This window comes from Bradyrhizobium altum, from assembly GCF_020889705.1.
GTDB classification, from domain to species: domain Bacteria; phylum Pseudomonadota; class Alphaproteobacteria; order Rhizobiales; family Xanthobacteraceae; genus Bradyrhizobium; species Bradyrhizobium altum.
The window spans coordinates 1-21,043 of record NZ_JACMYP010000110.1; the positions used below are offsets into that span (position 1 = coordinate 1).

Here is a 21,043-nt window from a genome sequence, read left to right on the forward strand (position 1 = left end):
GCAGCCAGGTCGAGGCCGCTGCGGCCGCCGCTGTCGCTGACGCCGCAGGTCGCCAATCCGCCGCCGCGGCCGGCGATGCAGAACTAGAAAGCGTCTTCAAGCGAAGTGGGTTACCGGTTCGCGTGATGAAAACGAGTCAGAACAGGAATCCAGAGCTTACGCTTGGTGCTGGAGAATATTGATCAGCCGGCCGAAGGGATCGCGGACGAAGAAGCGCCGCACGCCCCACGGCTCGTCCGCCGGTCCGTATTCGATCGCAATGCCGGCGGCCTGCATCCGGTGCAGCGCTTCGTCGAGGTCGTCGACCTCGATCGAGAGATCGGGCACCGGCGTGCCGGAGCCACCTTCGGAGGCGAAGCTGATTTGAACCTGCATCGTTTCGGATGAACCGTAAGTCGCAACCCAACCGAAATCCATCAGCGGCTCGAGGCCGAGGATATCGCGATAGAACGACTTCGCTGCCGCGACATCTGATGCGGCAACGTTCGCGACGATGCGATTGACCCTCATGCTGAAGTCCACGCGGCGGAACGACCGTCTGCTGGAGCGACGGTCGGCAAGGCCGTCAGGCCTGCTGGCGCGTGTCGACCTGTTGCGGCCTGACATCCGTCGGCACGGCCGGGGTGGCGCGCGAGCGGAAGTAGTCGAGCACGAAAAGCCGGATCGCGGAGGACAGATTGCCCTGCTGACGGTTGTTGTCGATCTCGCCGACCAACTCCGACAGCGTCATGTTCCGCAGACCGGAAATCTCCTTCATGCCGTTCCAGAAGGCTTCTTCGAGGCTGACGCTGGTCTTGTGACCGGCGACGACGATCGACCGCTTGACGACGGGAGACTTCATGATGCGTCACCACTTTCGATGCGGTGCTGATCGAGCACGCGCGTACTGCGCTCGCCGAGAAATTCGTCACGCGCTCGTTCGGATTTGGTGCGACCGAATAGCGCACGATTGGCTTCGGCCTGCTTTGCTGCTTGTTCGCGCTCACCGCGCTTCTTGAATCGTTTCAGGTTGACCACGTCGCCCATGCTCGTCGTCCTCATCGTCCCCAGAGCGGAATTGGTGATGCATCGTGACGAAAGCAAGAGCGATCGCGCAAAGCGCCCGGCTCGATATCCATCCCGAATCCCCATTTGATGCTTGTGATAGCATCAAAGAATCCGTTTCGCTCTGCGAAAACTAGACGTCTGTACCATGCGCCAGCGCAGAGCTGATAGGCAAACAGCCTTAGCCTTTAGGCGTTATGATCCATAATTATATCACGCGCGCTGACCGTAATTATCCGGACATTGCGCGCTTCGCTTCAGCCAGGGTGTGTCATTTTGTCCGGCTGCACGAGGCGATCGAATTCGTCGGCAGTTACGAATCCGAGCCGCAAAGCCTCTTCCTTCAACGTCGTTCCGTGCGCGTGCGCCGACTTCGCGACCTTGGCTGCGTTGTCGTAACCGATCTTCGGCGCGAGCGCCGTCACCAGCATCAGCGAGCGCTGCATCAGCTCGTTGATGCGCTTTTCGTCGGCGCGTATTCCGACAACGCAATGCTCAGTAAATGAGCGGACAACGTCAGACAGCAAGTGAATGGAATTTATCATACAATATGCCAACACGGGCTTGTACACGTTGAGCTCGAAATGGCCCTGGCTGCCCGCGACGGTGATCGTGGTCTGATTGCCGAACACCTGGCAACAGACCATGGTCATGGCCTCGCACTGGGTCGGATTGACCTTGCCCGGCATGATCGACGAGCCCGGCTCGTTCTCGGGCAGGATCAACTCGCCGAGGCCCGAGCGCGGGCCCGAGCCGAGGAAGCGGATGTCGTTGGCGATCTTGAACAGGCCGGTCGCCACCGAATTGATCGCGCCATGCACCAGCACATAGGCGTCGTTGGACGCGAGCGCCTCGAACTTGTTTGCCGCGCTGGTGAACGGCAGCTTGGTGATCTCGGCGACATGCTTGGCGAAAGCGTTGGCGAATTCCGGCTTCGAGTTGAGGCCGGTGCCGACAGCGGTGCCGCCCTGCGCGAGCGGAAACAGCTCCTTCACCGCAATGTGCAGCCGCGCGATGCCGCTCTCGACCTGCGCGGCGTAGCCGGAGAATTCCTGGCCGAGCGTCAGCGGCGTCGCGTCCTGGGTATGCGTGCGCCCGATCTTCACGATCTTGGCAAACGCCTCCTGCTTCCGGTGCAGCGCCCGATGCAGCTCGGTGAGCGAGGGGATCAGGTCGGCGATGATACGGCCGGCCGCTGCGATATGCATCGCGGTCGGGAACGAGTCGTTCGACGACTGGCTCATGTTGACGTGATCATTCGGATGGATCGGCTGCTTGGCGCCAAGCTCGCCGCCGAGCATCTGGTTGGCGCGGTTGGCGATCACCTCGTTCACGTTCATGTTGGTTTGCGTGCCCGAGCCGGTCTGCCAGACGACCAGCGGAAAATGATCGTCGAGCTGACCCTCGATCACTTCCCTGGCGGCGCTGATGATCGCGTCGGCGCGGCGTGCATCGAGCTGGCCGAGTTCGCGATTGGTTTCAGCCGCGGCGAGCTTGACGATGGCGAGTGCGTGAATGATCGCGATCGGCATCCGGTCGTGGCCGATCTTGAAATTCTGCCGCGAGCGCTCGGTCTGCGCGCCCCAGTAGCGATCGACGGCGACGTCGATCGGACCGAAGCTGTCGGTCTCGCTACGGGTGGCGGCGTTGGATGGTGTCGTCGATTGAGCCATGGATGCTCTCCGTTGCGTCATCAGAACGTGATCCGGCGGTGCGCCGGCTTTTCGCCGCGGCAACGCGACAGCGTCCGCGCGGAGGCACGTCATGCAGAAGATAGTCCGGGATGACGATCTGTCATCCCGGCCCTCGAATGCATCCTACAAGGTCGAGGATCGATCGGTGTTTAGATTATTTCTTGCGGAAGCGGTCCAGCCGCACGACCTCGGCGCCTTCGCTGGGCTTCGCAGGCTCCTGCTCGGTCTCGGCGGTCTCGGTCTCGACTGCCGCCCGGGCGGCCGGTGCGGGAAGGGGAGAGCCCGGTGCCGTCGCGGGAGGGGCCTCCTCGGACAATGCCTCCGAGACGTCGAACCGCAGATCGAACGGAGCGGACGGATCGAGGAAGCGGGTCACCGCGGCGAACGGCACGTTCAGCCGCTCGGGAATCCCGCCGAACGACAGGCCGACCTCGAACCGGTCCTCGGTCACCACCAGATCCCAGAACTGGTGCTGCAGGATGATGGTCATCTCCTCCGGATACTGCGCGAGCAGCCGCGGCGACAGCTTCACGCCGTCGCCGTGCGAGAGGAAGGTGATGTAGAAATGGTGCTCACCTGGCAGGCCATGTTCGGCGGCGTCGGACAAGACCCGGCGCAGCACCCCGCGCAGCGCGTCGCGCGCCAGCACGTCATATCGGATGTGATCGGTCGCCATCGTATTCCTGTCGCTTCGAAAATGCCGGCAAGGCATCGCCGGACCCGTCCGACTCGCCCTTTTGGCCATGCTACTCCGCCGGGACCCGGAAATCAGCAGGGCTGGCAGCGGAAAATGCGGGCGGACGCTCGATCGGGAATAAAGTGGAGGCTTCTGTTGCCAGGTGCCTCCGAACCCCGCCTAACGGAGCTTAACCCGTTAGGACTTTAAGATGGTCTTTCAAACTGCGTTACGCAGCCTGAGCAACCGGAGCAAAGTTGTCGTTGGCAACTATTGCATTAGCCCGATAACGGCGGAACCATACCGAGAAAAAACACGCCCTTTACGCCCTCGTCGATCCTATTTCGCCCCCGCCAAAAGCCACCAAAGCTAGAGGCTCGGATGGGCTTTGGTGGAGGCGCCGGGTACCGCCCCCGGGTCCGAATGGTTTATTGCGACGGCCATTTATTTCCATAGCCGGCGAACCGGCACCCCCAATATAGGCGGCACGAACGAAGAAAAATAGAGCCGATTCAGGCTTGTTCAGGTCTGAAACAGGCCGATTTGGGTTGGCCGCCGTCTCGGCGCTGCGTCTTGGCGCTGTGTTGGCGCCGTTCTAGATTTTGCCCATGCCCCCGGAATCCCCGCCGGTCGCCGCCCCGGCGCCGGATGCCTCCGCACCGTCTCCGCCCCTCCAGCCCGGCCTGCTCGAGCTGTTCCTGGCCTTTGCCAAGATGTCGCTGGCCGGCTTTGGCGGGGTCCTGGTCTGGGCCCGGCGGTCGATCGTCGAGCAGCACCGCTGGATGACGGCGGAGGAGTTCAACGAGACCTTCGCGCTGTGCCATTTCCTGCCAGGTCCGAACATCGTCAACCTGTCGGTCGTCTTCGGCTCGCGCTTTCGTGGCATCGCCGGCGGGCTTGCGGCCTTCGCCGGGCTGGTCGGACCGCCGATGGTGATCGCGACCGTCCTTGCCGCACTCTATGCCCGCTACGGCGATATCGACATCCTGCGCCGAACACTCGCAGGCGTCGCCTGTGCCGCGGTCGGGCTGCTGTTCGCCGTCGTCCTCAAGATGATGATGCCGCTGTTGAAACGGCGTGATGTCACAGGCCTCATCATTCTGGCGGCGGTTTTCGTCGCGATCGGTCTGATCCGATGGCCGCTCCAGATTGTGCTGGTGGTGGCGATCCCGCTCAGCATTGCGACGACGGTCCTGGCACGCCGCATGGTGAAGGCATGAGCTCGGAGTCCAGCCCGATCGCAGCACTTGTCTGGACCTTCGGCCTGATGTCGCTGTTTGCGGTCGGCGGGGCCAATTCGGCGATCTCCGAAATGCACCGCGCCGCCGTCGACGTGCATCATTGGCTGACCGACAAGCAGTTCGCCGACGTGTTCGCGATCTCGCAGCTCTCGCCGGGACCGAACGTGCTGATCGTGACGTTGATAGGCTATTCTGTCGCAGGCGTCGGCGGGGCATTGGCCGCGACGGTGGCGATGTGCGGACCTACCGCGCTGCTCGCCTATTATGTGAGCCGTTTCCTCGATCGCTCGCGCGACGCGCGCTGGCCGGCGATCATTCAGGCGGCATTGGTTCCGCTGTCGATCGGCTTGATGGCCGCCTCCGGCCTGATCGTGGCGCAGACATCAGACCAAAGTTGGATCGCGGTCCTGATCACCATTGTCGCAGCCGCGCTTGCTTTTGCGACACGGATCAATCCCTTATGGATGTTGCTTGCCGGAGGTCTTTTGGGTTTTGCTGGCGTTGTCTGACGAAAATCGCTAGCAAGGCTTTCGGTCAACGCACCACAAGCCAAGCCATTCAATCACAATGGGCGGACAGCCCTGACGGGGGAAGCGAAGTCATGAGCGATACGCCAAGCGAGGCGCCGGTCAAATCGATCTTGCCGGAATGGGTGCGCGGTCCGCAGGACTTTGTCGGCGGGATCGCCATGATGGCGGTTGCGCTGTTTGCCTTGTGGGCCTCCAGCGATCTGCAGGGCATGCACGGATTCTCGTTCGGCGCCGGAACCGCGCCGCGCATGTTCGCCGTGCTGCTGTTGTTGCTCGGCGGCGCTGTGGCGCTGGTGGGAGTTCTGCGGGATGGTCCGCATATCGCGGCCTATTCCTGGCGCGGGCCGCTGTTCGTGTCGGCGGCAATCGTGTTCTTCGCGGTGGCGATCCGTCCGCTCGGGCTCGTGGTCTCCGCCTTTGCCGCCTTCCTGATCGCGGCGATGGGCTCGCATGAGACGAAATGGATCGAGGCCATCATCGTCGGCGGCTGCCTGACGATCGGTTGCGCGCTGCTTTTCCCCTACGTGTTGGGACTTCCGATGCCGATGTTCCCTCGTTTCCTGATTCAGTGAGGGCGCAATGGAACTGTTCGCCAATCTAGCCCACGGTTTTGCCGTTGCGCTTTCGCCGATCAATCTTCTGATGTGCCTGATCGGCGCACTGGTCGGTACGCTGGTTGGCGTGCTGCCGGGCATCGGCACCATCGCCACCGTCGCGATGCTGCTGCCGATCACCTTCGGCCTGCCGCCGGTCGGCGCGTTGATCATGCTGGCCGGCATCTATTACGGTGCGCAGTATGGCGGCTCGACCACCTCGATCCTGGTCAATATTCCGGGCGAGGCGACGTCGGTGGTCACCGCGCTCGACGGCCACCAGATGGCAAGACAGGGCCGCGCCGGCCCGGCGCTCGCGATCGCCGCGATCGGCTCGTTCTTCGCCGGTTGCGTCGCGACCGTGCTGATCGCCGTGCTCGGCGCACCGCTGACCAAGCTCGCGCTGGCGTTCGGCCCGGCCGAATATTTCTCGCTGATGGTGCTCGGCCTGATCTTCGCGGTGGTGCTCGCGAAGGGCTCGGTGCTGAAGGCGATCGCGATGATCGTGTTCGGCCTGCTGCTGTCGATGGTCGGCTCCGACATCGAGACCGGCGCCTCGCGCATGGCCTTCAATATCCCCGAGCTTGCCGACGGCCTCGGCTTCGCGACGGTGGCGATGGGCGTGTTCGGCTTCGCGGAGATCATCCGCAATCTCGACGCCGGCGCCGAGATGAGCCGCGATCTGGTGCAGCAGAAGATCACCGGCCTGATGCCGACCAGGAAGGACCTGATGGATTCCGCGCCGGCAATCGTGCGCGGCACCATCCTGGGCTCGATCCTTGGCATCCTGCCGGGCGGCGGCGCCGTGATCGCGTCGTTTGCCGCATATACGTTGGAGAAGAAGATTGCCAAGGATCCGTCGCGGTTCGGCCGCGGCGCGATCGAAGGCGTGGCGTCGCCGGAGAGCGCCAACAATGCCGCGGCGCAGACCTCGTTCATCCCGCTGCTCACCCTCGGCATCCCGCCGAATGCGGTGATGGCGCTGATGGTCGGCGCGATGACGATTCATGGCATCGTGCCGGGTCCGCAGGTGATGGTGAAGCAGCCCGACCTGGTCTGGGGCATGATCGCCTCGATGTGGATCGGCAATCTGATGCTGATCATCATCAACCTGCCGCTGGTCGGCATCTGGGTCCGTCTGCTGCGCGTGCCGTACCGGCTGATGTTCCCCTCGATCGTGATCTTCTGCGCGATCGGCATCTACTCGGTGAACAACGCGCCGGTCGACGTCGTGCTCGCAGGCGCGTTCGGTCTGGTCGGCTACTGGCTGATCAAGCACGATTTCGAGCCGGCACCGCTGCTGCTCGGCATGGTGCTGGGCCCGCTGATGGAAGAGAACCTGCGGCGTGCACTCCTGATCTCACGCGGCGACTGGAGCGTGTTCCTGTCGCGGCCGCTGTCGGCGGTGCTGCTGGCGATCGCGGCGGGTCTCCTGGTGCTCGCCGTGCTGCCGACCTTGCGTGCGAAGCGCGACGAAGTGTTCGTGGAGTCCGAGGGCTAGAGCATGATCCGGAAAAGTGTGAAGCGGTTTTCCGGATAGATCATGCTCAAACAGGGAGCGCCGGCCCTGCGTCGGCGCGCCGCAGGCGGAAGTCGAATCGACACTCGATGTCGTCTCGTGAAATGAAAATGCCGGCCGATTTGGCCGGCATTTTTATTGGTCAAACGTTCCCGGGAGGAATCGAGATGATGTCCATTCGCTCGCTTGCGGGCGCATGCCTTTCGGCATTTGCCGCGCTGGGCGCATTCGCCGTGCCGGCCTCCGCGCAAACCTATCCGACGCGCACCATCACCATGATCGTGCCGTTCGCAGCCGGCGGTCCGACCGACGTCATCTCGCGCATCGTCACCGCGCACATGGCGCAGACGCTCGGACAGAGCATCGTCATCGAGAACGTGGTCGGTGCCGGCGGCACCACGGCGACGACGCGTGCCGCACGCGCCGCCAATGACGGCTACACGCTGGTCACCGGACATATGGGCACGCACGCGGCTTCCGTGCCGCTCTATCCGAAGCTCGCCTATCATCCGGAAAAGGATTTCGAGCCCGTCGCGCTGCTCGCAGGCACGCCGATCCTGATCCTTGCCCGCAAGGATTTCCCGCCGAAGGATTTGAAGGAATTCGTCGCCTACGTGAAGGCCAATGCCGAGAAGGTCAACGCCGCGCATGCCGGCATCGGCTCGGTCTCGCATGCCTCCTGCGAACTGTTGAACTCGATCCTCGACGTCAAGCCGGTCGGCGTGCCGTTCAACGGCACCGGCCCTGCGATGAACGCGCTGGTCGCCGGCCAGGTCGATTACATGTGCGACCAGATCGTCAACGCGGTGCCGCAGATCAACGCCGGCACCATCAAGGCCTATGCGGTCGCGACCCCCGAGCGCAATCCGTCGCTGCCCAACGTCCCGACCACGGCAGAGGCCGGCCTGCCGGCGTTCCAGGCCCAGGCCTGGAACGCGATCTTCGCGCCGAAGGGAACTTCGCCCGCGATCATCGCCACGCTGAATGCCGCGGCCATCAAGGCGCTCGACGATGAGAACGTGCGCAAGCGGCTGCTCGATCTCGGCAGCGTGATCCCGGCGCCCGCCAACCGCACGCCGGAGGCGCTCGCGACCCTCGTCAAAAGCGAGATCGCGAAGTGGACTCCGGTGCTCAAGCCGGCCAGTTAAGCCAAGGCGATCAAGCAGATAGATGAGGGGCAGAACACCGGTTCCGCCTCTTGTCGTTTGGCACAAGGGTGCTCATTTTTCGGGGTATAATCGGTGCAATCCGCCGAATCGGCATGTCGGTTGGCAGCCTCGGCCGTTAAGTTCGCCGCTTCCCCCGAAGGGTCCGAAACCAACGCCATGAACCAGTACCACGACCTGCTCGAACGCATCCTGGCCGACGGCGCCGAGAAGCACGACCGCACCGGCACCGGCACGCTGTCGATCTTCGGCCACCAGATGCGCTTCAACCTCTCGGCCGGCTTTCCGATGCTGACCACCAAGCGGTTGCCGCTGAAGGCGATCGTGCACGAGCTGCTCTGGTTCCTCGCCGGCGACACCAACATCAAATATCTCAACGACAACGGCGTCACGATCTGGGACGAATGGGCTGACGCCAATGGCGATCTCGGCCCGGTCTACGGCTCGCAATGGCGGTCGTGGCCGGCGCCCGATGGCCGCAGCATCGACCAGATCGCTGGTGTGATCGAGATGATCAAGCGTAATCCGGACTCGCGGCGGCTGATCGTCAGCGCCTGGAATCCGGCCGAGGTCGACAAGATGGCGCTGCCGCCGTGCCACTGCCTGTTCCAGTTCTATGTCGCGAACGGCAAATTGTCCTGCCAGCTCTATCAGCGTTCCGGCGACGTCTTCCTCGGCGTGCCCTTCAACATCGCCTCCTACGCGCTCCTGACCATGATGGTGGCGCAGGTGACCGGGCTCAAGCCCGGCGACTTCGTGCACTCGCTCGGCGATGCGCATCTCTACTCGAATCACCTCGAGCAGGCGCGGCTGCAATTGACGCGGCCGACGCGGCCGTTGCCGACGATGGCGATCAATCCCGACGTGAAGGATATCTTCGCGTTCCGCTACGAGGACTTCAAACTCGAGGGTTACGACCCGCATCCGCACATCAAGGCTGAAGTCGCGGTCTGAGGGATTGCATGTCGCTGACCATCCGCCGCGCGCGGCCCGATGAGGCCGGACTGGTGTTTTCGCTGGTCCGCGAACTCGCCGACTACGAAAAGCTCCTGCACGAGGTCCAGGCCAGCGAGGCCGATATCGCCGAGGCGCTGTTCGGCGCCAACCCGCGGCTTACTTGCGACATCGCGGAATGGAACGGCGAGCCGGCCGGCTTCGCGGTCTGGTTCGTCAACTTCTCGACCTTCGCCGGTCGCCACGGCATCTATCTCGAGGACCTCTTCGTGCGCCCGGCGCTGCGCGGCAAGGGCATCGGCAAGGCGCTCTTGGTGCATCTGGCGAAGCAATGCCTCGCCAATGGCTGGTCGCGGCTGCAATGGGCGGTGCTCGACTGGAACGCGCCGTCGATCGCATTCTACAAGTCGCTCGGCGCCGAGCTGATGGACGAATGGACGATTTGCCGCGTCTCCGGCGAGGCGCTGTCGGCGCTGGCGGAAGGGGCGCGTTGATGGAGATCGTGCTCGTCGTTGCGGTCGCCGAGAACGGCGTGATCGGAAATGCCAACGCAATTCCATGGCGGCTGAAGACCGATCAGCAGCGCTTCAAGGCGCTCACCCTGAACCGGCCTGTCGTGATGGGACGCAAGACGTTCGAATCCCTGCGCAGGCCGCTGCCGGGTCGCACCAACATCGTGGTGACGCGCGATGCGAACTACCGCGCGCGTGGTGCGATCGTCACCACATCGTTCGAAAACGCCCGCGCAATTGCGCTTGGTGACGCGCTGCGGCGTTTCGCCACTGAAATTGCCGTCATCGGTGGTGCGGAAATCTATGCGCAATGGATGGGCACGGCCGATCGCCTGGAGATCACCGAGGTTCACGCCCGGCCGGACGGCGATACACGGTTCGACAAAATCGAAGCGAAGGAGTGGGACGAGGTCGCGCGCGTGCGAAATCCGGCAGGTCCGGACGACAGCGCCGACTTCTCCTATGTGACATATCGTCGGCGCGGCCGGGGTTAACCAATGTTTGCATTGACAATTGTGGCCCGGCGCATAGCTCGTCCGGCCAGGAAGCTTGCGTTGTAAGGGCCCTAGCGGTCCCCTATAACCGGGCCGGACATTCGAGGCCGGGCGTCCCGTCCGGACTTGTCGAGGAGACGTTTGATGCCGTGGAAAAATCAAGGCGGGGGGCCGTGGGGCTCGGGTCCGAAAGGGCCATGGGGCACAGGTCCGCAGTCGGCCGGGCCAAGGCCGCCGGATCTTGAGGATCTGCTGCGGCGCGGCCAGGACCGGCTGCAGCAGTGGCTGCCCGGCGGTCATTTCAGCGGCATGGGCATCGCGCTGGTGCTGGTCGCCGCGCTGGCGATCTGGTTCGCCACCGGGATCTTCCGCGTCCAGTCCGAAGAGCTCGGCGTCGTGCTGCGCTTCGGCAAATACGTCCGCGATGCCCAGCCGGGCCTGCGCTATCACCTGCCGTATCCGATCGAGACGGTGCTGCTGCCGAAGGCGCTGCGCGTCAACACGATCTCGATCGGCATGACCCTGATCGACGATCCCGCACGGCGCGGCCGCACCATGCGCGACGTGCCGGAAGAGAGCCTGATGCTGACCGGCGACGAGAACATCGTCGACGTCGACTTCACCGTGTTGTGGCGCATCAAGCCCGGCGGGGCCGGCGCCTACCTGTTCAACATCCAGAATCCCGAAGGCACCGTGAAGGCGGTCGCCGAAAGCGCGATGCGTGAGGTGATCGGCCGCTCGCAGATCCAGCCGATCCTGACCGGGGCGCGCAACGTCACCGAGCAGAACGTCCAGGAACTGATGCAGAAGACGCTCGACAACTACAGCGCGGGCATCCAGATCACCCAGGTGCAGATGCAGAAGGTCGATCCGCCGGCGCAGGTGATCGACGCATTCCGCGACGTGCAGGCGGCGCGCTCCGACCTCGAGCGCAAGCAGAACGAGGCGCAGACCTACGCCAACCGGATCGTGCCGGAAGCGCGTGGTCGTTCCGCACAGATCCTGCAGGCCGCAGAAGGCTACAAGGAGCAGGCGGTCGCCGAGGCCAAGGGCCAGAGCGCACGCTTCCTGAAAGTCTATGATGAATACAAGAAGGCACCCGAAGTGACGCGCGAGCGCATCTATCTCGAGACCATGGAACGCGTGCTCGGTAGCTCCGAGAAGCTGGTCTATGACGGCGGCCAGGGCCAGAACATCGTGCCCTATCTTCCGCTCGGCGAACTGACGCCGCGGCGTCCGGCAGCAGCGCCGGCCACGACCGGCCAGCAGCAGGGAGCCACCCGATGAGGTCCCCTGTCACCGGCATTGTGTCCCTGATCGTCCTCTTCATCGTGCTCGCCGTCGGCTACAGCTCGATGTTCACCGTGCAGCAGACTGAGCAGACCATCGTCCTGCGGTTCGGCGAGCCGGTTGAGGTCGTCACCGATCCCGGCCTGCACTTCAAGGCGCCGTGGAATTCGGTGATCAACGTCGACAAGCGCATCCTCGATCTCGAAAACCCGTCGCAGGAGGTGATCGCCTCCGACCAGAAGCGGCTGGTGGTCGACGCCTTCGCGCGCTATCGCATCAAGAATGCGCTGCGCTACTACACCAGCGTCGGCTCTATCCAGGCCGCCAACCTGCAGCTGACGACGCTGCTCAACGCGGCGCTGCGCCGCGTGCTCGGCGAGGTCACCTTCATCACGGTGGTGCGTGACGAGCGCGAGAAGCTGATGGCGCGGATTCGCGAGCAGCTCGACAAGGAGGCCGACGGCTACGGCATCGAGGTCGTCGACGTCCGGATCCGCCGCGCCGACCTGCCGGAGCAGAACAGCCAGGCGGTGTACGACCGGATGAAGTCCGAGCGTCAGCGCGAAGCGGCCGAGTTCCGTGCCCAGGGTGACCAGAAGGCGCAGGAGATCCGCTCCAAGGCCGACCGCGAAGCAACGGTGATTGTCGCCGAGGCGAACTCGACCGCGGAGCAAACCCGCGGTGCGGGCGATGCCGAGCGCAACCGCCTGTTCGCCGAGGCCTATGGCAAGGACAAGGACTTCTTCGCGTTCTATCGCTCGATGACGGCCTATGAGAATAGTCTGCGCTCCGGCGACACACGTTTCCTGTTGCGGCCGGACTCGGAATTCTTCAGATACTTCGGCAATGCGAACGGCAAGGCGCCTGAGGCGGCCGCCGCGCCGAAACAGTAACGTCAAGACCTGAACATCAAGACTTGAACATCACGACCTGGCGGCGATGCGGACCACGCGTCGCCGCCACTCAACAACAATAAGCATCGAGCGGGAGGCTGCCATCCGATGAAGTCCATAGCGTTCGGCGACTTCCTCATCGGGTTGGGAATCCTGTTCGTGCTCGAAGGTATCCTGTTTGCGGCAAGCCCCGCCTGGATGCGCCGGGCGATGAAGAGCGCGCTGGCCACGCCCGATAACATCCTGCGCATCGTCGGCATCGGTTCGGCGGTTGCGGGACTGATCCTGATCTGGCTGGTGCGGCGCTGATCATTGCCTGTTCCACCGCGCAGATCGCGCCAGAATGAACATAATCGTGAGCCTCTCGCAGCCGGTTTTTCGCCGAAATGCCGGGGTGAGATGCTTGCGCCATATGCCCGTTCGGGCGCACTCTATGATCACGGGCGCATACTGCGACCACCTAATTTGAACCCGTTTGCCTGGAGAAACTCCGACATGATCGCTGCCAGACCAGCCCTGACCCGTCGTCTCCGCATGATGGGAGCTGCGATCTCGATCGGTGCTGCGAGCATGCTGAGCTCCGGGCCGGCGTTCGCACGCGGCCCCGAGGGCATCGCCGACATCGCCGAGAAGGTGATCGACGCCGTCGTCAACATCTCGACGTCGCAGACGATCGAGGCCAAGGACCGGACGATGCCGCAATTGCCGCCCGGCTCGCCGTTCGAGGAATTCTTCGACGACTTCTTCAAGAACCGCCGCGGCCCGCCCGGCAAGGGCGGCGACAAGAGCGGCGAGTTCCAGCCGCGCAAGACCAACTCGCTCGGCTCGGGCTTCATCGTCGACACCGCGGGTATCGTCGTCACCAACAACCACGTCATCGCCGACGCCGACGAGATCAACGTCATCCTCAACGACGGCACCAAGATCAAGGCCGAACTGGTCGGCGTCGACAAGAAGACCGACCTCGCAGTCCTCAAGTTCAAGCCGCCGAAGCCGCTCACCGCGGTCAAGTTCGGCGACAGCGACAAGATCCGCCTCGGCGACTGGGTGGTCGCGATCGGCAACCCGTTCAGTCTCGGCGGCACGGTGACTGCCGGCATCGTCTCGGCCAAGAACCGCGACATCAGCCAGGGCCCGTATGACAGCTACATCCAGACCGACGCCGCCATCAACCGCGGCAATTCCGGCGGTCCGCTGTTCAACCTCGAAGGCGAGGTGATCGGCGTCAACACGCTGATCATCTCCCCGACCGGCGGCTCGATCGGCCTCGGTTTCGCCGTGCCGTCGAAGACGGTGGCCGGCGTCGTGGACCAGCTGCAGAAGTTCGGCGAGCTGCGCCGCGGCTGGCTCGGCGTTCGCATCCAGCAGGTCACCGACGAGATCGCCGACAGCCTCAACATCAAACCGGCGCGCGGCGCGCTGGTTGCCGGCGTCGACGACAAGGGGCCGGCCAAGCCGGCCGGCATCGAGCCGGGCGACGTCGTCGTCAAGTTCGACGGCAAGGACGTCAAGGACCCGAAGGATCTGTCGCGCATCGTCGCCGATACCGCGGTCGGCAAGGAAGTCGACGTCGTCGTCATCCGCAAGGGCAATGAAGAGACCCGCAAGGTCACGCTCGGCCGGCTCGAGGACAACGACAAGGTTCAGCAGGCCAACGCCAAGCCCAAGGACGACACCGCCGAGAAACCGGTGACCCAGAAGGCGCTCGGCCTTGACCTCGCGGCGCTGAGCAAGGACCTGCGCACCAAGTACAAGATCAAGGACAGCGTGAAGGGTGTCATTGTCACCGGAGTCGACAGCAACTCCGATGCTGCCGAGAAGCGTCTGTCGGCTGGCGACGTCATCGTCGAGGTGGCGCAGGAGGCGGTGTCCAGCGCCGCCGACATCAAGAAGCGTCTCGATCAGCTGAAGAAGGACGGCAAGAAGTCCGTGCTGCTGCTGGTCTCCAACGGCGACGGCGAACTGCGCTTCGTCGCGCTTGGGGTGCAGTAGGGGCGCGCTGACGCCTCACCCTCACTGTCATCCCCCGCGAAGGCGGGGGGATCCAGTACGCCGCGGCCGCTCTTGTCCAGAAAAATAGGCAACGGCTTTTCCAGGCAATCGGCATCGGTGGTTATGGGTCCCCGCTTGGGCGGGGACGACAGGCTTCGCGAGCCTACCCCGCTACGAATTCGTCCCGGCGATAGCCCTGCGCGTAGAGCAGCGCGGTGAGGTCGCCGTGATCGACCCGCGCCGCCGCGGCGGCTGCGACCGCGGGCTTGGCGTGATAGGCGACGCCGAGACCTGCGGCCTGGATCATGCCGAGATCGTTGGCGCCATCGCCCGTGACCAGCGTATCGATGTCGTCGAGGTCGAAGGATTCGGTCAACTCGACCAGCGTGGCGAGCTTGGTGGCGCGGCCGAGGATCGGCTCGACCACTTCGCCGGTCAGCTTGCCGTCCGCGACCTGCAACTGGTTGGCGCGGTTCTCCTGGAAGCCGATCTTCTCCGCGACCACCTTGGTGAACAGGGTGAAGCCGCCGGAGATCAGGCAGGTATAGGCGCCGTGCGCGCGCATGGTCATGACCAGCGCGAGGCCGCCCGGCGTCGGCGTGATGCGCTTCTCCAGCACCTCGTCAACGACGCCGACCGGCAGGCCCTTGAGCAGCGCGACGCGCTCACGCAGCGCCGATTCGAACTCGATCTCGCCGCGCATCGCGCGCTCGGTGATGGCGGCGACGTGGGCTTTCAGCCCGGCGAAATCGGCGAGCTCGTCGATGCATTCCTGGCCGATCATGGTCGAATCCATGTCGGCCAGAAAAAGCTTCTTGCGCCGGCCGATCCGAGGCTGCACGACAATGTCGATCGGCAGGTCGCCGCGGGCCTGGCGCAGGCGCTCCTCGATGGCCTTGATGTCGTCCCTGCCGGCGTCTCCTCTGGAATTTTGGCTCTCGAACGGAATGTCGACGGCGACCTCGTTGAACAGCCACTGCGCCGGGCCCGGTGAGGGCAGCACGGCCCGCGCACCGTCGACGATGGTGGAGTCGAGCGCGGGGCTTGCAGGATTGCAGATCAGCGTGGCAACGAGGGACATGCAGGCGCATTCAGGATTGTTGGACAAGGCAGTGCTTATCGCAGGGCCGACCGCCAGCGGCAAGTCGGCGCTGGCGCTCGAGCTTGCCCAGCGCGTCGGCGGGGTCGTGATCAACACCGACTCCATGCAAGTCTATCGCGACCTCCGGATCATCACCGCGCGGCCGACCGCCAGCGAAGAGGCACAGGTTCCGCATCGGCTCTACGGCCATGTTGATGCCGGCGTGAATTTCTCCGCGGGCGCCTGGGTGACTGACGCGGCCAGGGTGCTCGGCGAGGCGCGTGCGCAGGGATGGCTGCCGATCTTCATCGGTGGCTCGGGCCTCTATTTCAAGGCACTGACGCGCGGGCTGTCGGCGGTGCCGCCGATCCCCCCTGAGGTGCGCGACGGTGTACGCGCAAGGCTGGAGCAGCACGGCGTCGAGGCGCTGCATGCCGAGCTTGCACTGCGCGATCCGGTGTCGGCCGAACGGCTGAAGCCGCGCGACCGCACCCGCATCGCGCGGGCGCTCGAGGTCGTCGAGGCCACCGGCCGCCCGTTGCCGGACTGGCATCGCGATGGTCTGCCGCCGCTGCTGCCGCCGGGTCAATTCCACGCGCTGTTTCTGGCGCCGGAGCGCGAGCAGCTCTATGCGCGGATCGATGCGCGGTTTGGCGCGATGCTCGATACTGGTGCGCTCGACGAGGTCGCGGCGCTGGCCGCGCGCGGGCTTGATCCGCTGCTGCCGGCCATGAAGGCCCATGGCGTCCCGGCGCTGATCCGGCACCTCAAGGGGGAGATCAGCCGGGCGGAGGCCGCCGAGATCGGCCGGGCCGACACCCGCCACTACGCCAAGCGCCAGTTCACCTGGTTTCGCCACCAGCTCCCGGAATTCGAATGGGTTGAGCCTGGGGCGGCGGGGGACTGGCTGGAGAGCCTTATCCGGTAGCCCGGATTGCGCTTCGCTCCATCCCGGCTACGGCCTCTCGGACTGGGGGCGCCGCGCGCCCGTCTGCCATGCGCATTGCGCCGCGCAAAAACACTCGCCGAACGGTCGGAACCCCGTTACACTTCAAAAATCGCGAAACTGCCTGCCTTGCCTTGACATTCGGACTTTGGCCGCTATGTTCGCGCAACCTTTGGGAAGACTGGGTCCTATCGTGCGCAATATTATTACCAAGCTGCTTATCGCCGTCGTACCCAGGCACACCGCCGGGGATGGCTAGCGGCCATCCAAATTCGGGCGGTGTGCATGGGGCCTCTAGGGCCCCTTTTTATTGCCCGAAGCAGAACTAACGAGAACTGACAAAAGCCGCGCAAAACAAGCGCATCCGGAGCGAACCATGACCGACAAGAGCCACGATCCCAATCAGATGACCGGCGCCGCGATGATCGTGCGCGCGCTCATCGATCACGGCGTGCAGCATGTCTTCGGCTATCCCGGCGGCGCGGTGCTTCCGATCTACGACGAGATTTTCCAGCAGAGCGAAGTCGAGCATATCCTGGTCCGCCACGAGCAGGGCGCCGGTCATGCCGCCGAAGGCTATGCCCGCTCGACCGGCAAGCCCGGCGTGGTGCTGGTGACGTCGGGGCCCGGCGCCACCAACATGGTGACGCCGCTGACCGACGCGCTGATGGATTCGATCCCGCTGGTCTGCATCACCGGCCAGGTGCCGACCCACCTGATCGGCAACGACGCCTTCCAGGAATGCGACACCGTCGGCATCACGCGGCCCGCCACCAAGCACAACTGGCTGGTGCGCGACGTCAACGACCTTGCCAGGGTGCTGCACGAGGCCTTCTATGTCGCCACCACCGGCCGCCCCGGTCCGGTGCTGGTCGACGTGCCGAAGGACGTGCAGTTCGCGACCGGCACCTATCATCCGCCGCGCAAGTCGGACGTTCACATCTCCTACACGCCGCGCGTGAAGGGCGATGCGACCCAGATCCGCAAGGCGGTGGCGCTGCTCGCCAATGCCAAGCGTCCCGTGATCTATTCCGGCGGTGGCGTGATCAATTCGGGTCCGGAGGCCTCCAAGCTGCTGCGTCAGCTGGTGGAGGCGACCGGCTTCCCGATCACCTCGACCCTGATGGGACTGGGCGCCTATCCGGCGTCGGGGCCGAACTGGCTCGGCATGCTCGGCATGCACGGCACCTACGAAGCCAACATGACCATGCATGATTGCGACGTCATGCTGTGCGTCGGCGCGCGCTTCGACGACCGCATCACCGGCCGCGTCGATGCTTTCTCGCCGGGCTCGAAGAAGATCCACATCGATATCGACCCGTCCTCGATCAACAAGAACATCCGCGTCGACGTGCCGATCATCGGCGACGCCGGCAACGTGCTCGGCGACCTGTTGCAGGTGTTCAAGGCGGAGGCCAAGAAGCCCGACATCAAGGCGTGGTGGCAGCAGATCGCGCAATGGCGCGCGCGCAACTCGCTGTCGTACCGGAAGAACAACGATATCATCCTGCCGCAATACGCGATCCAGCGGCTGTTCGAGCTGACCCGCGGCAAGGACACCTACATCACGACCGAAGTCGGTCAGCACCAGATGTGGGCCGCGCAGTTCTTCGGCTTCGAGGAGCCGCACCGCTGGATGACCTCCGGCGGTCTCGGCACCATGGGCTACGGCCTGCCGGCCGCGGTCGGCGTGCAGGTGGCGCATCCGGACAGCCTGGTGATCGACATCGCCGGCGACGCCTCGGTGCAGATGACGATCCAGGAGATGTCGACCGCGGTTCAGTTCGAGCTGCCGATCAAGATCTTCATCCTGAACAACCAGTACATGGGCATGGTGCGGCAGTGGCAGCAGCTGCTGCACGGCAACCGCCTGTCACATTCGTACTCCGAAGCGCTGCCGGACTTCGTCAAGCTCGCCGAAGCCTATGGCTGCGTCGGCCTGCAGGCGACCAAGCCGTCCGATCTCGACGGCGCGATCAAGGAGATGATCTCGATCAGGCGTCCGGTGCTGTTCGACTGCCGCGTCGCGGCGCTGGAGAACTGCTTCCCGATGATCCCGTCGGGCAAGGCGCACAACGAGATGCTGCTGCCGGAAGAGGCGACCGATGAGGCCACCGCGAAGGCCTTCGCCGGCGGCAAGGCGCTGGTGTGAGGGTGGATCATGTTTGATCTCAGCGAGCTCGAGCGCGCGCACAGGATCGTCGGCACCGCGGTGCCGGCGACGCCGGCGTATGCCTGGCCGTTGCTGGCCGAGCGGCTCGGCACCGAGGTCGTGGTCAAGCATGAGAACCACACGCCGATCGGCGCCTTCAAGGTGCGCGGCGGCCTGGTCTATCTCGAGCGGCTGAAGCGCGAGCGGCCCGATGTGCCCGGCATCATCTCGGCGACGCGCGGCAATCACGGCCAGAGCCTGGCGTTTGCCGCGAGCCGCCACGGCGTGCCGGCCGTGATCTACGTGCCGCGCGGCAACTCGGTCGAGAAGAACCGCGCCATGCACGCGTTCGGTGCCGAGCTCGTCGAGCACGGCGAGGACTTTCAGGCCGCGCGCGAAGAGGCCGAGCGCCGTGCCCAGTTCGCGGGCCTGCACATGGTGCCGTCGTTCCACCCGGACCTGGTGCTGGGTGTAGCGACCTACGCGCTCGAACTGTTTCGATCAGCGCCCGACCTCGACATCCTCTACGTGCCGATCGGGCAGGGCTCCGGCATCTCCGGCTGCATCATGGCGCGCGACCTGCTCGGCCTGAAGACCGAGATCGTCGGCGTGCAGTCGACCGAGGCGCCGTCCTATGCGCTGTCGTTCGCAGCCGGAAAGATCGTGACCACCGAGACCAGCAACACGCTCGCCGACGGCATGGCGACGCGGATTCCGGACGCGGACGCGTTCGCCCTGATCCGCAAGGGCGCCTCGCGCATCGTGCAGGTCACCGACGACGAGGTCGGGCAGGCGATCCGTGCCTACTGGACCGACACCCACAATCTCGCCGAGGGCGCAGGTGCCGCGGCGCTCGCAGCCGCGCTGCAGGAAAAGAGCAAGCTCGCCGGCAAGCGGGTCGGCCTGATCCTGAGCGGCGGCAATATCGATTTCGATCTGTTCCGGACCTGGATCGGGACGGATGCTGCGCCGGCCGCCCAGCGGGCGGTGGCGTGAAAAGAATGTAAGGGGACGACCATGAACCAGCCCGCATCCGCCTACTTCCTCGAGGAACGTCACGATCCGAACGAGACGCACACGCTGTCCGTCCTCGTGCAGAACGAGCCCGGCGTGCTCGCGCGCGTGATCGGGCTGTTCTCCGGCCGCGGCTACAACATCGAGAGTCTCACGGTTTCGGAAACCGAGAGCCAGAAACACCTCTCGCGGATCACCATCGTCACCACCGGCACGCCGATGGTGATCCAGCAGATCAAGCATCAGCTCGACCGCATGATCCCGGTCTACCGCGTCGTCGACATGACGCTGACCGGCAGCTCGATCGAGCGCGAGCTTGCGATGGTCAAGGTGAGGGGCGGTGGCGATCACCGCGTCGAGGCGCTGCGGCTGGCGGATGCGTTCCGCGCCCGGGTGATCGATGCCACGACCGAGAGCTTCGTGTTCGAGATCACGGGCAACTCGTCCAAGATCAATCAGTTCATCGACCTGATGCGCCCGCTGGGCCTGGTCGAGGTGTCACGAACCGGGGTGGCCGCGATCACGCGTGGGCCGGAAGGGATGTGAATCATGTTGGCGCGCGACTGGTACTACACGCAACGGCGGCAGGTCGGTCTCGATACCGCGGTTGCCTCGATCTATGACGTCAGCGAGGACAGCGATGTCCGTGCCCGCCAGGCGCTGGCCATGCTCGGCGTCAAGCCGGGCTGGCGGATCGCCGATATCGGCTGCGGCAACGGCGTGCTGGCGACCGAGGCGGCGCTGATGGGCGCCGAGGTCGACGCCATCGACATCTCGCCGGCGATGATCGGGCTTGCCGAAATCTATGCGCGCGACCGCAAGGCGAAGATCCGGACCCAGCCCGCTGGCCTATTGTCCTTTGCCTATCAGCCGAACTCCTACGACCTCATCGTCAGCGAGTTCACGCTGCACCACCTGCCGGACTTCTGGAAGGCGGTGGCGCTGTCGCGGATCTTCACCGCGCTGAAGCCCGGCGCGAACTTCTATCTGCGCGATATGGTGTTCGTCAGCATGCCCGACGGCGTCGATCGCGATGTAGAGGGCTGGGCCGATTTCTCGATCAAGAATCACGATTTCGAGCGCGAAAGCGTGATGACCCACATGCGCGACGAGTACTCGACCTTCGGCTGGGTGATGGAGCGCATGTTGACCGAGACCGGCTTCACCCTGGTCGCTGCCGACTATCACGCGCCGTTGCACGGCACCTATCTGCTGCGCAAGCCGAAGTCGGACGAACAGATCTAGAGCTTGC

General features: G+C 64.5%; 24 protein-coding genes and 1 other RNA gene. 18 read left to right on the top strand and 7 right to left on the bottom strand.

The features are described from left to right. On the top strand, positions 1-182 hold a 182-nt coding region (locus tag H8B02_RS24635; RefSeq protein WP_229168661.1), incomplete at its 5' end, for a hypothetical protein. On the opposite strand, the gene H8B02_RS24640 is transcribed toward H8B02_RS24635, so the two are convergent. The 6 genes from H8B02_RS24640 to ssrA all read right to left on the bottom strand — a co-directional run bounded on the left by H8B02_RS24640 (position 157) and on the right by ssrA (position 3,922). Further along, entirely contained in the window at positions 157-510 is a 354-nt protein-coding gene (locus H8B02_RS24640) for a VOC family protein (protein WP_229168662.1), read from the bottom strand. The two genes, H8B02_RS24635 and H8B02_RS24640, sit on opposite strands and share 26 nt — an antisense overlap. A gap of 55 nt (positions 511-565) precedes the next feature. After that, entirely contained in the window at positions 566-841 is a 276-nt protein-coding gene (locus H8B02_RS24645) for a ribbon-helix-helix domain-containing protein (protein WP_024580116.1), read from the bottom strand. Next, positions 838-1,026 carry a DUF4169 family protein gene (locus tag H8B02_RS24650; RefSeq protein WP_173637960.1) on the bottom strand — a complete coding sequence of 63 codons (189 nt, stop codon included), beginning with the start codon at positions 1,024-1,026 and terminating at the stop codon, positions 838-840. Before H8B02_RS24650 ends, H8B02_RS24645 begins: the two co-directional genes overlap by 4 nt. Positions 1,027-1,301: 275 nt before the next feature. After that, a complete protein-coding gene (gene fumC, locus H8B02_RS24655) occupies positions 1,302-2,717 on the bottom strand; it encodes a class II fumarate hydratase (protein ID WP_229168663.1) in 1,416 nt (471 codons plus the stop codon). A 175-nt stretch (positions 2,718-2,892) separates the two neighbouring features. Beyond that, positions 2,893-3,414, bottom strand: coding sequence for an SspB family protein (locus tag H8B02_RS24660; protein ID WP_229168664.1), 522 nt, complete (start codon positions 3,412-3,414; stop codon positions 2,893-2,895). A gap of 142 nt (positions 3,415-3,556) precedes the next feature. Continuing rightward, positions 3,557-3,922: a transfer-messenger RNA gene (ssrA, locus tag H8B02_RS24665) on the bottom strand. A gap of 100 nt (positions 3,923-4,022) precedes the next feature. Here ssrA and H8B02_RS24670 point away from each other — a divergent pair. The 12 genes from H8B02_RS24670 (at position 4,023) to H8B02_RS24725 (ending at position 14,598) form a co-directional block, all read left to right on the top strand. Further along, positions 4,023-4,634, top strand: coding sequence for a chromate transporter (locus H8B02_RS24670; protein WP_229168665.1), 612 nt, complete (start codon positions 4,023-4,025; stop codon positions 4,632-4,634). Beyond that, positions 4,631-5,164, top strand: a complete 534-nt coding sequence (locus H8B02_RS24675) for a chromate transporter (RefSeq protein ID WP_229168666.1) — start codon at positions 4,631-4,633, stop codon at positions 5,162-5,164. Before H8B02_RS24670 ends, H8B02_RS24675 begins: the two co-directional genes overlap by 4 nt. A 92-nt stretch (positions 5,165-5,256) precedes the next feature. Continuing rightward, on the top strand, positions 5,257-5,757 hold the full coding sequence (locus H8B02_RS24680) for a tripartite tricarboxylate transporter TctB family protein (protein WP_229168667.1): 501 nt from the start codon (positions 5,257-5,259) through the stop codon (positions 5,755-5,757). A 7-nt stretch (positions 5,758-5,764) separates the two neighbouring features. Next, positions 5,765-7,279: a tripartite tricarboxylate transporter permease gene (locus H8B02_RS24685; RefSeq protein ID WP_212310489.1), complete on the top strand. Its 1,515-nt coding sequence runs from the start codon at positions 5,765-5,767 to the stop codon at positions 7,277-7,279. Positions 7,280-7,464: 185 nt separating this feature from the next. Further along, complete coding sequence (locus tag H8B02_RS24690; protein WP_229168668.1) at positions 7,465-8,445, top strand: tripartite tricarboxylate transporter substrate binding protein BugD; 981 nt, start codon at positions 7,465-7,467, stop codon at positions 8,443-8,445. A 177-nt stretch (positions 8,446-8,622) separates the two neighbouring features. Next, positions 8,623-9,417, top strand: coding sequence for a thymidylate synthase (locus H8B02_RS24695; protein ID WP_092115855.1), 795 nt, complete (start codon positions 8,623-8,625; stop codon positions 9,415-9,417). A gap of 8 nt (positions 9,418-9,425) precedes the next feature. Continuing rightward, on the top strand, positions 9,426-9,911 hold the full coding sequence (locus tag H8B02_RS24700; RefSeq protein ID WP_229168669.1) for a GNAT family N-acetyltransferase: 486 nt from the start codon (positions 9,426-9,428) through the stop codon (positions 9,909-9,911). After that, positions 9,911-10,423 carry a dihydrofolate reductase gene (locus tag H8B02_RS24705; protein WP_229168670.1) on the top strand — a complete coding sequence of 171 codons (513 nt, stop codon included), beginning with the start codon at positions 9,911-9,913 and terminating at the stop codon, positions 10,421-10,423. The genes H8B02_RS24700 and H8B02_RS24705 overlap by 1 nt, the downstream gene beginning before the upstream one ends. A gap of 144 nt (positions 10,424-10,567) precedes the next feature. Further along, on the top strand, positions 10,568-11,710 hold the full coding sequence (gene hflK, locus H8B02_RS24710; protein WP_212310485.1) for an FtsH protease activity modulator HflK: 1,143 nt from the start codon (positions 10,568-10,570) through the stop codon (positions 11,708-11,710). Continuing rightward, positions 11,707-12,606 carry a protease modulator HflC gene (hflC, locus tag H8B02_RS24715; RefSeq protein ID WP_212310484.1) on the top strand — a complete coding sequence of 300 codons (900 nt, stop codon included), beginning with the start codon at positions 11,707-11,709 and terminating at the stop codon, positions 12,604-12,606. Before hflK ends, hflC begins: the two co-directional genes overlap by 4 nt. A gap of 108 nt (positions 12,607-12,714) precedes the next feature. Then, positions 12,715-12,915 carry a DUF2065 domain-containing protein gene (locus tag H8B02_RS24720; protein ID WP_092115850.1) on the top strand — a complete coding sequence of 67 codons (201 nt, stop codon included), beginning with the start codon at positions 12,715-12,717 and terminating at the stop codon, positions 12,913-12,915. Positions 12,916-13,101: 186 nt separating this feature from the next. Beyond that, positions 13,102-14,598, top strand: coding sequence for a Do family serine endopeptidase (locus H8B02_RS24725; RefSeq protein ID WP_229168671.1), 1,497 nt, complete (start codon positions 13,102-13,104; stop codon positions 14,596-14,598). A 163-nt stretch (positions 14,599-14,761) separates the two neighbouring features. On the opposite strand, the gene serB is transcribed toward H8B02_RS24725, so the two are convergent. Further along, on the bottom strand, positions 14,762-15,679 hold the full coding sequence (gene serB, locus H8B02_RS24730) for a phosphoserine phosphatase SerB (protein ID WP_229168672.1): 918 nt from the start codon (positions 15,677-15,679) through the stop codon (positions 14,762-14,764). On the opposite strand from serB, the gene miaA reads away from it, so the two are divergent. From miaA to H8B02_RS24755, 5 genes are all read left to right on the top strand, one after another. Next, positions 15,678-16,607 carry a tRNA (adenosine(37)-N6)-dimethylallyltransferase MiaA gene (miaA, locus tag H8B02_RS24735; RefSeq protein ID WP_229168673.1) on the top strand — a complete coding sequence of 310 codons (930 nt, stop codon included), beginning with the start codon at positions 15,678-15,680 and terminating at the stop codon, positions 16,605-16,607. The genes serB and miaA overlap by 2 nt on opposite strands. Before the next feature lie 394 nt (positions 16,608-17,001). Then, positions 17,002-18,777 carry an acetolactate synthase 3 large subunit gene (locus H8B02_RS24740; RefSeq protein WP_173637946.1) on the top strand — a complete coding sequence of 592 codons (1,776 nt, stop codon included), beginning with the start codon at positions 17,002-17,004 and terminating at the stop codon, positions 18,775-18,777. A gap of 9 nt (positions 18,778-18,786) precedes the next feature. Then, positions 18,787-19,773 (top strand): threonine dehydratase, encoded by a 987-nt coding sequence (locus H8B02_RS24745; RefSeq protein ID WP_229168674.1) that lies wholly within the window; start codon positions 18,787-18,789, stop codon positions 19,771-19,773. 21 nt (positions 19,774-19,794) lie between these two features. Further along, the gene (gene ilvN / locus H8B02_RS24750; protein ID WP_229168675.1) at positions 19,795-20,337 is read left to right on the top strand and encodes an acetolactate synthase small subunit; all 543 of its coding nucleotides are present in this window, start codon (positions 19,795-19,797) and stop codon (positions 20,335-20,337) included. 3 nt (positions 20,338-20,340) lie between these two features. Beyond that, positions 20,341-21,036 carry a class I SAM-dependent methyltransferase gene (locus H8B02_RS24755; protein ID WP_229168676.1) on the top strand — a complete coding sequence of 232 codons (696 nt, stop codon included), beginning with the start codon at positions 20,341-20,343 and terminating at the stop codon, positions 21,034-21,036. The last annotated feature ends 7 nt before the right edge of the window (positions 21,037-21,043 follow it).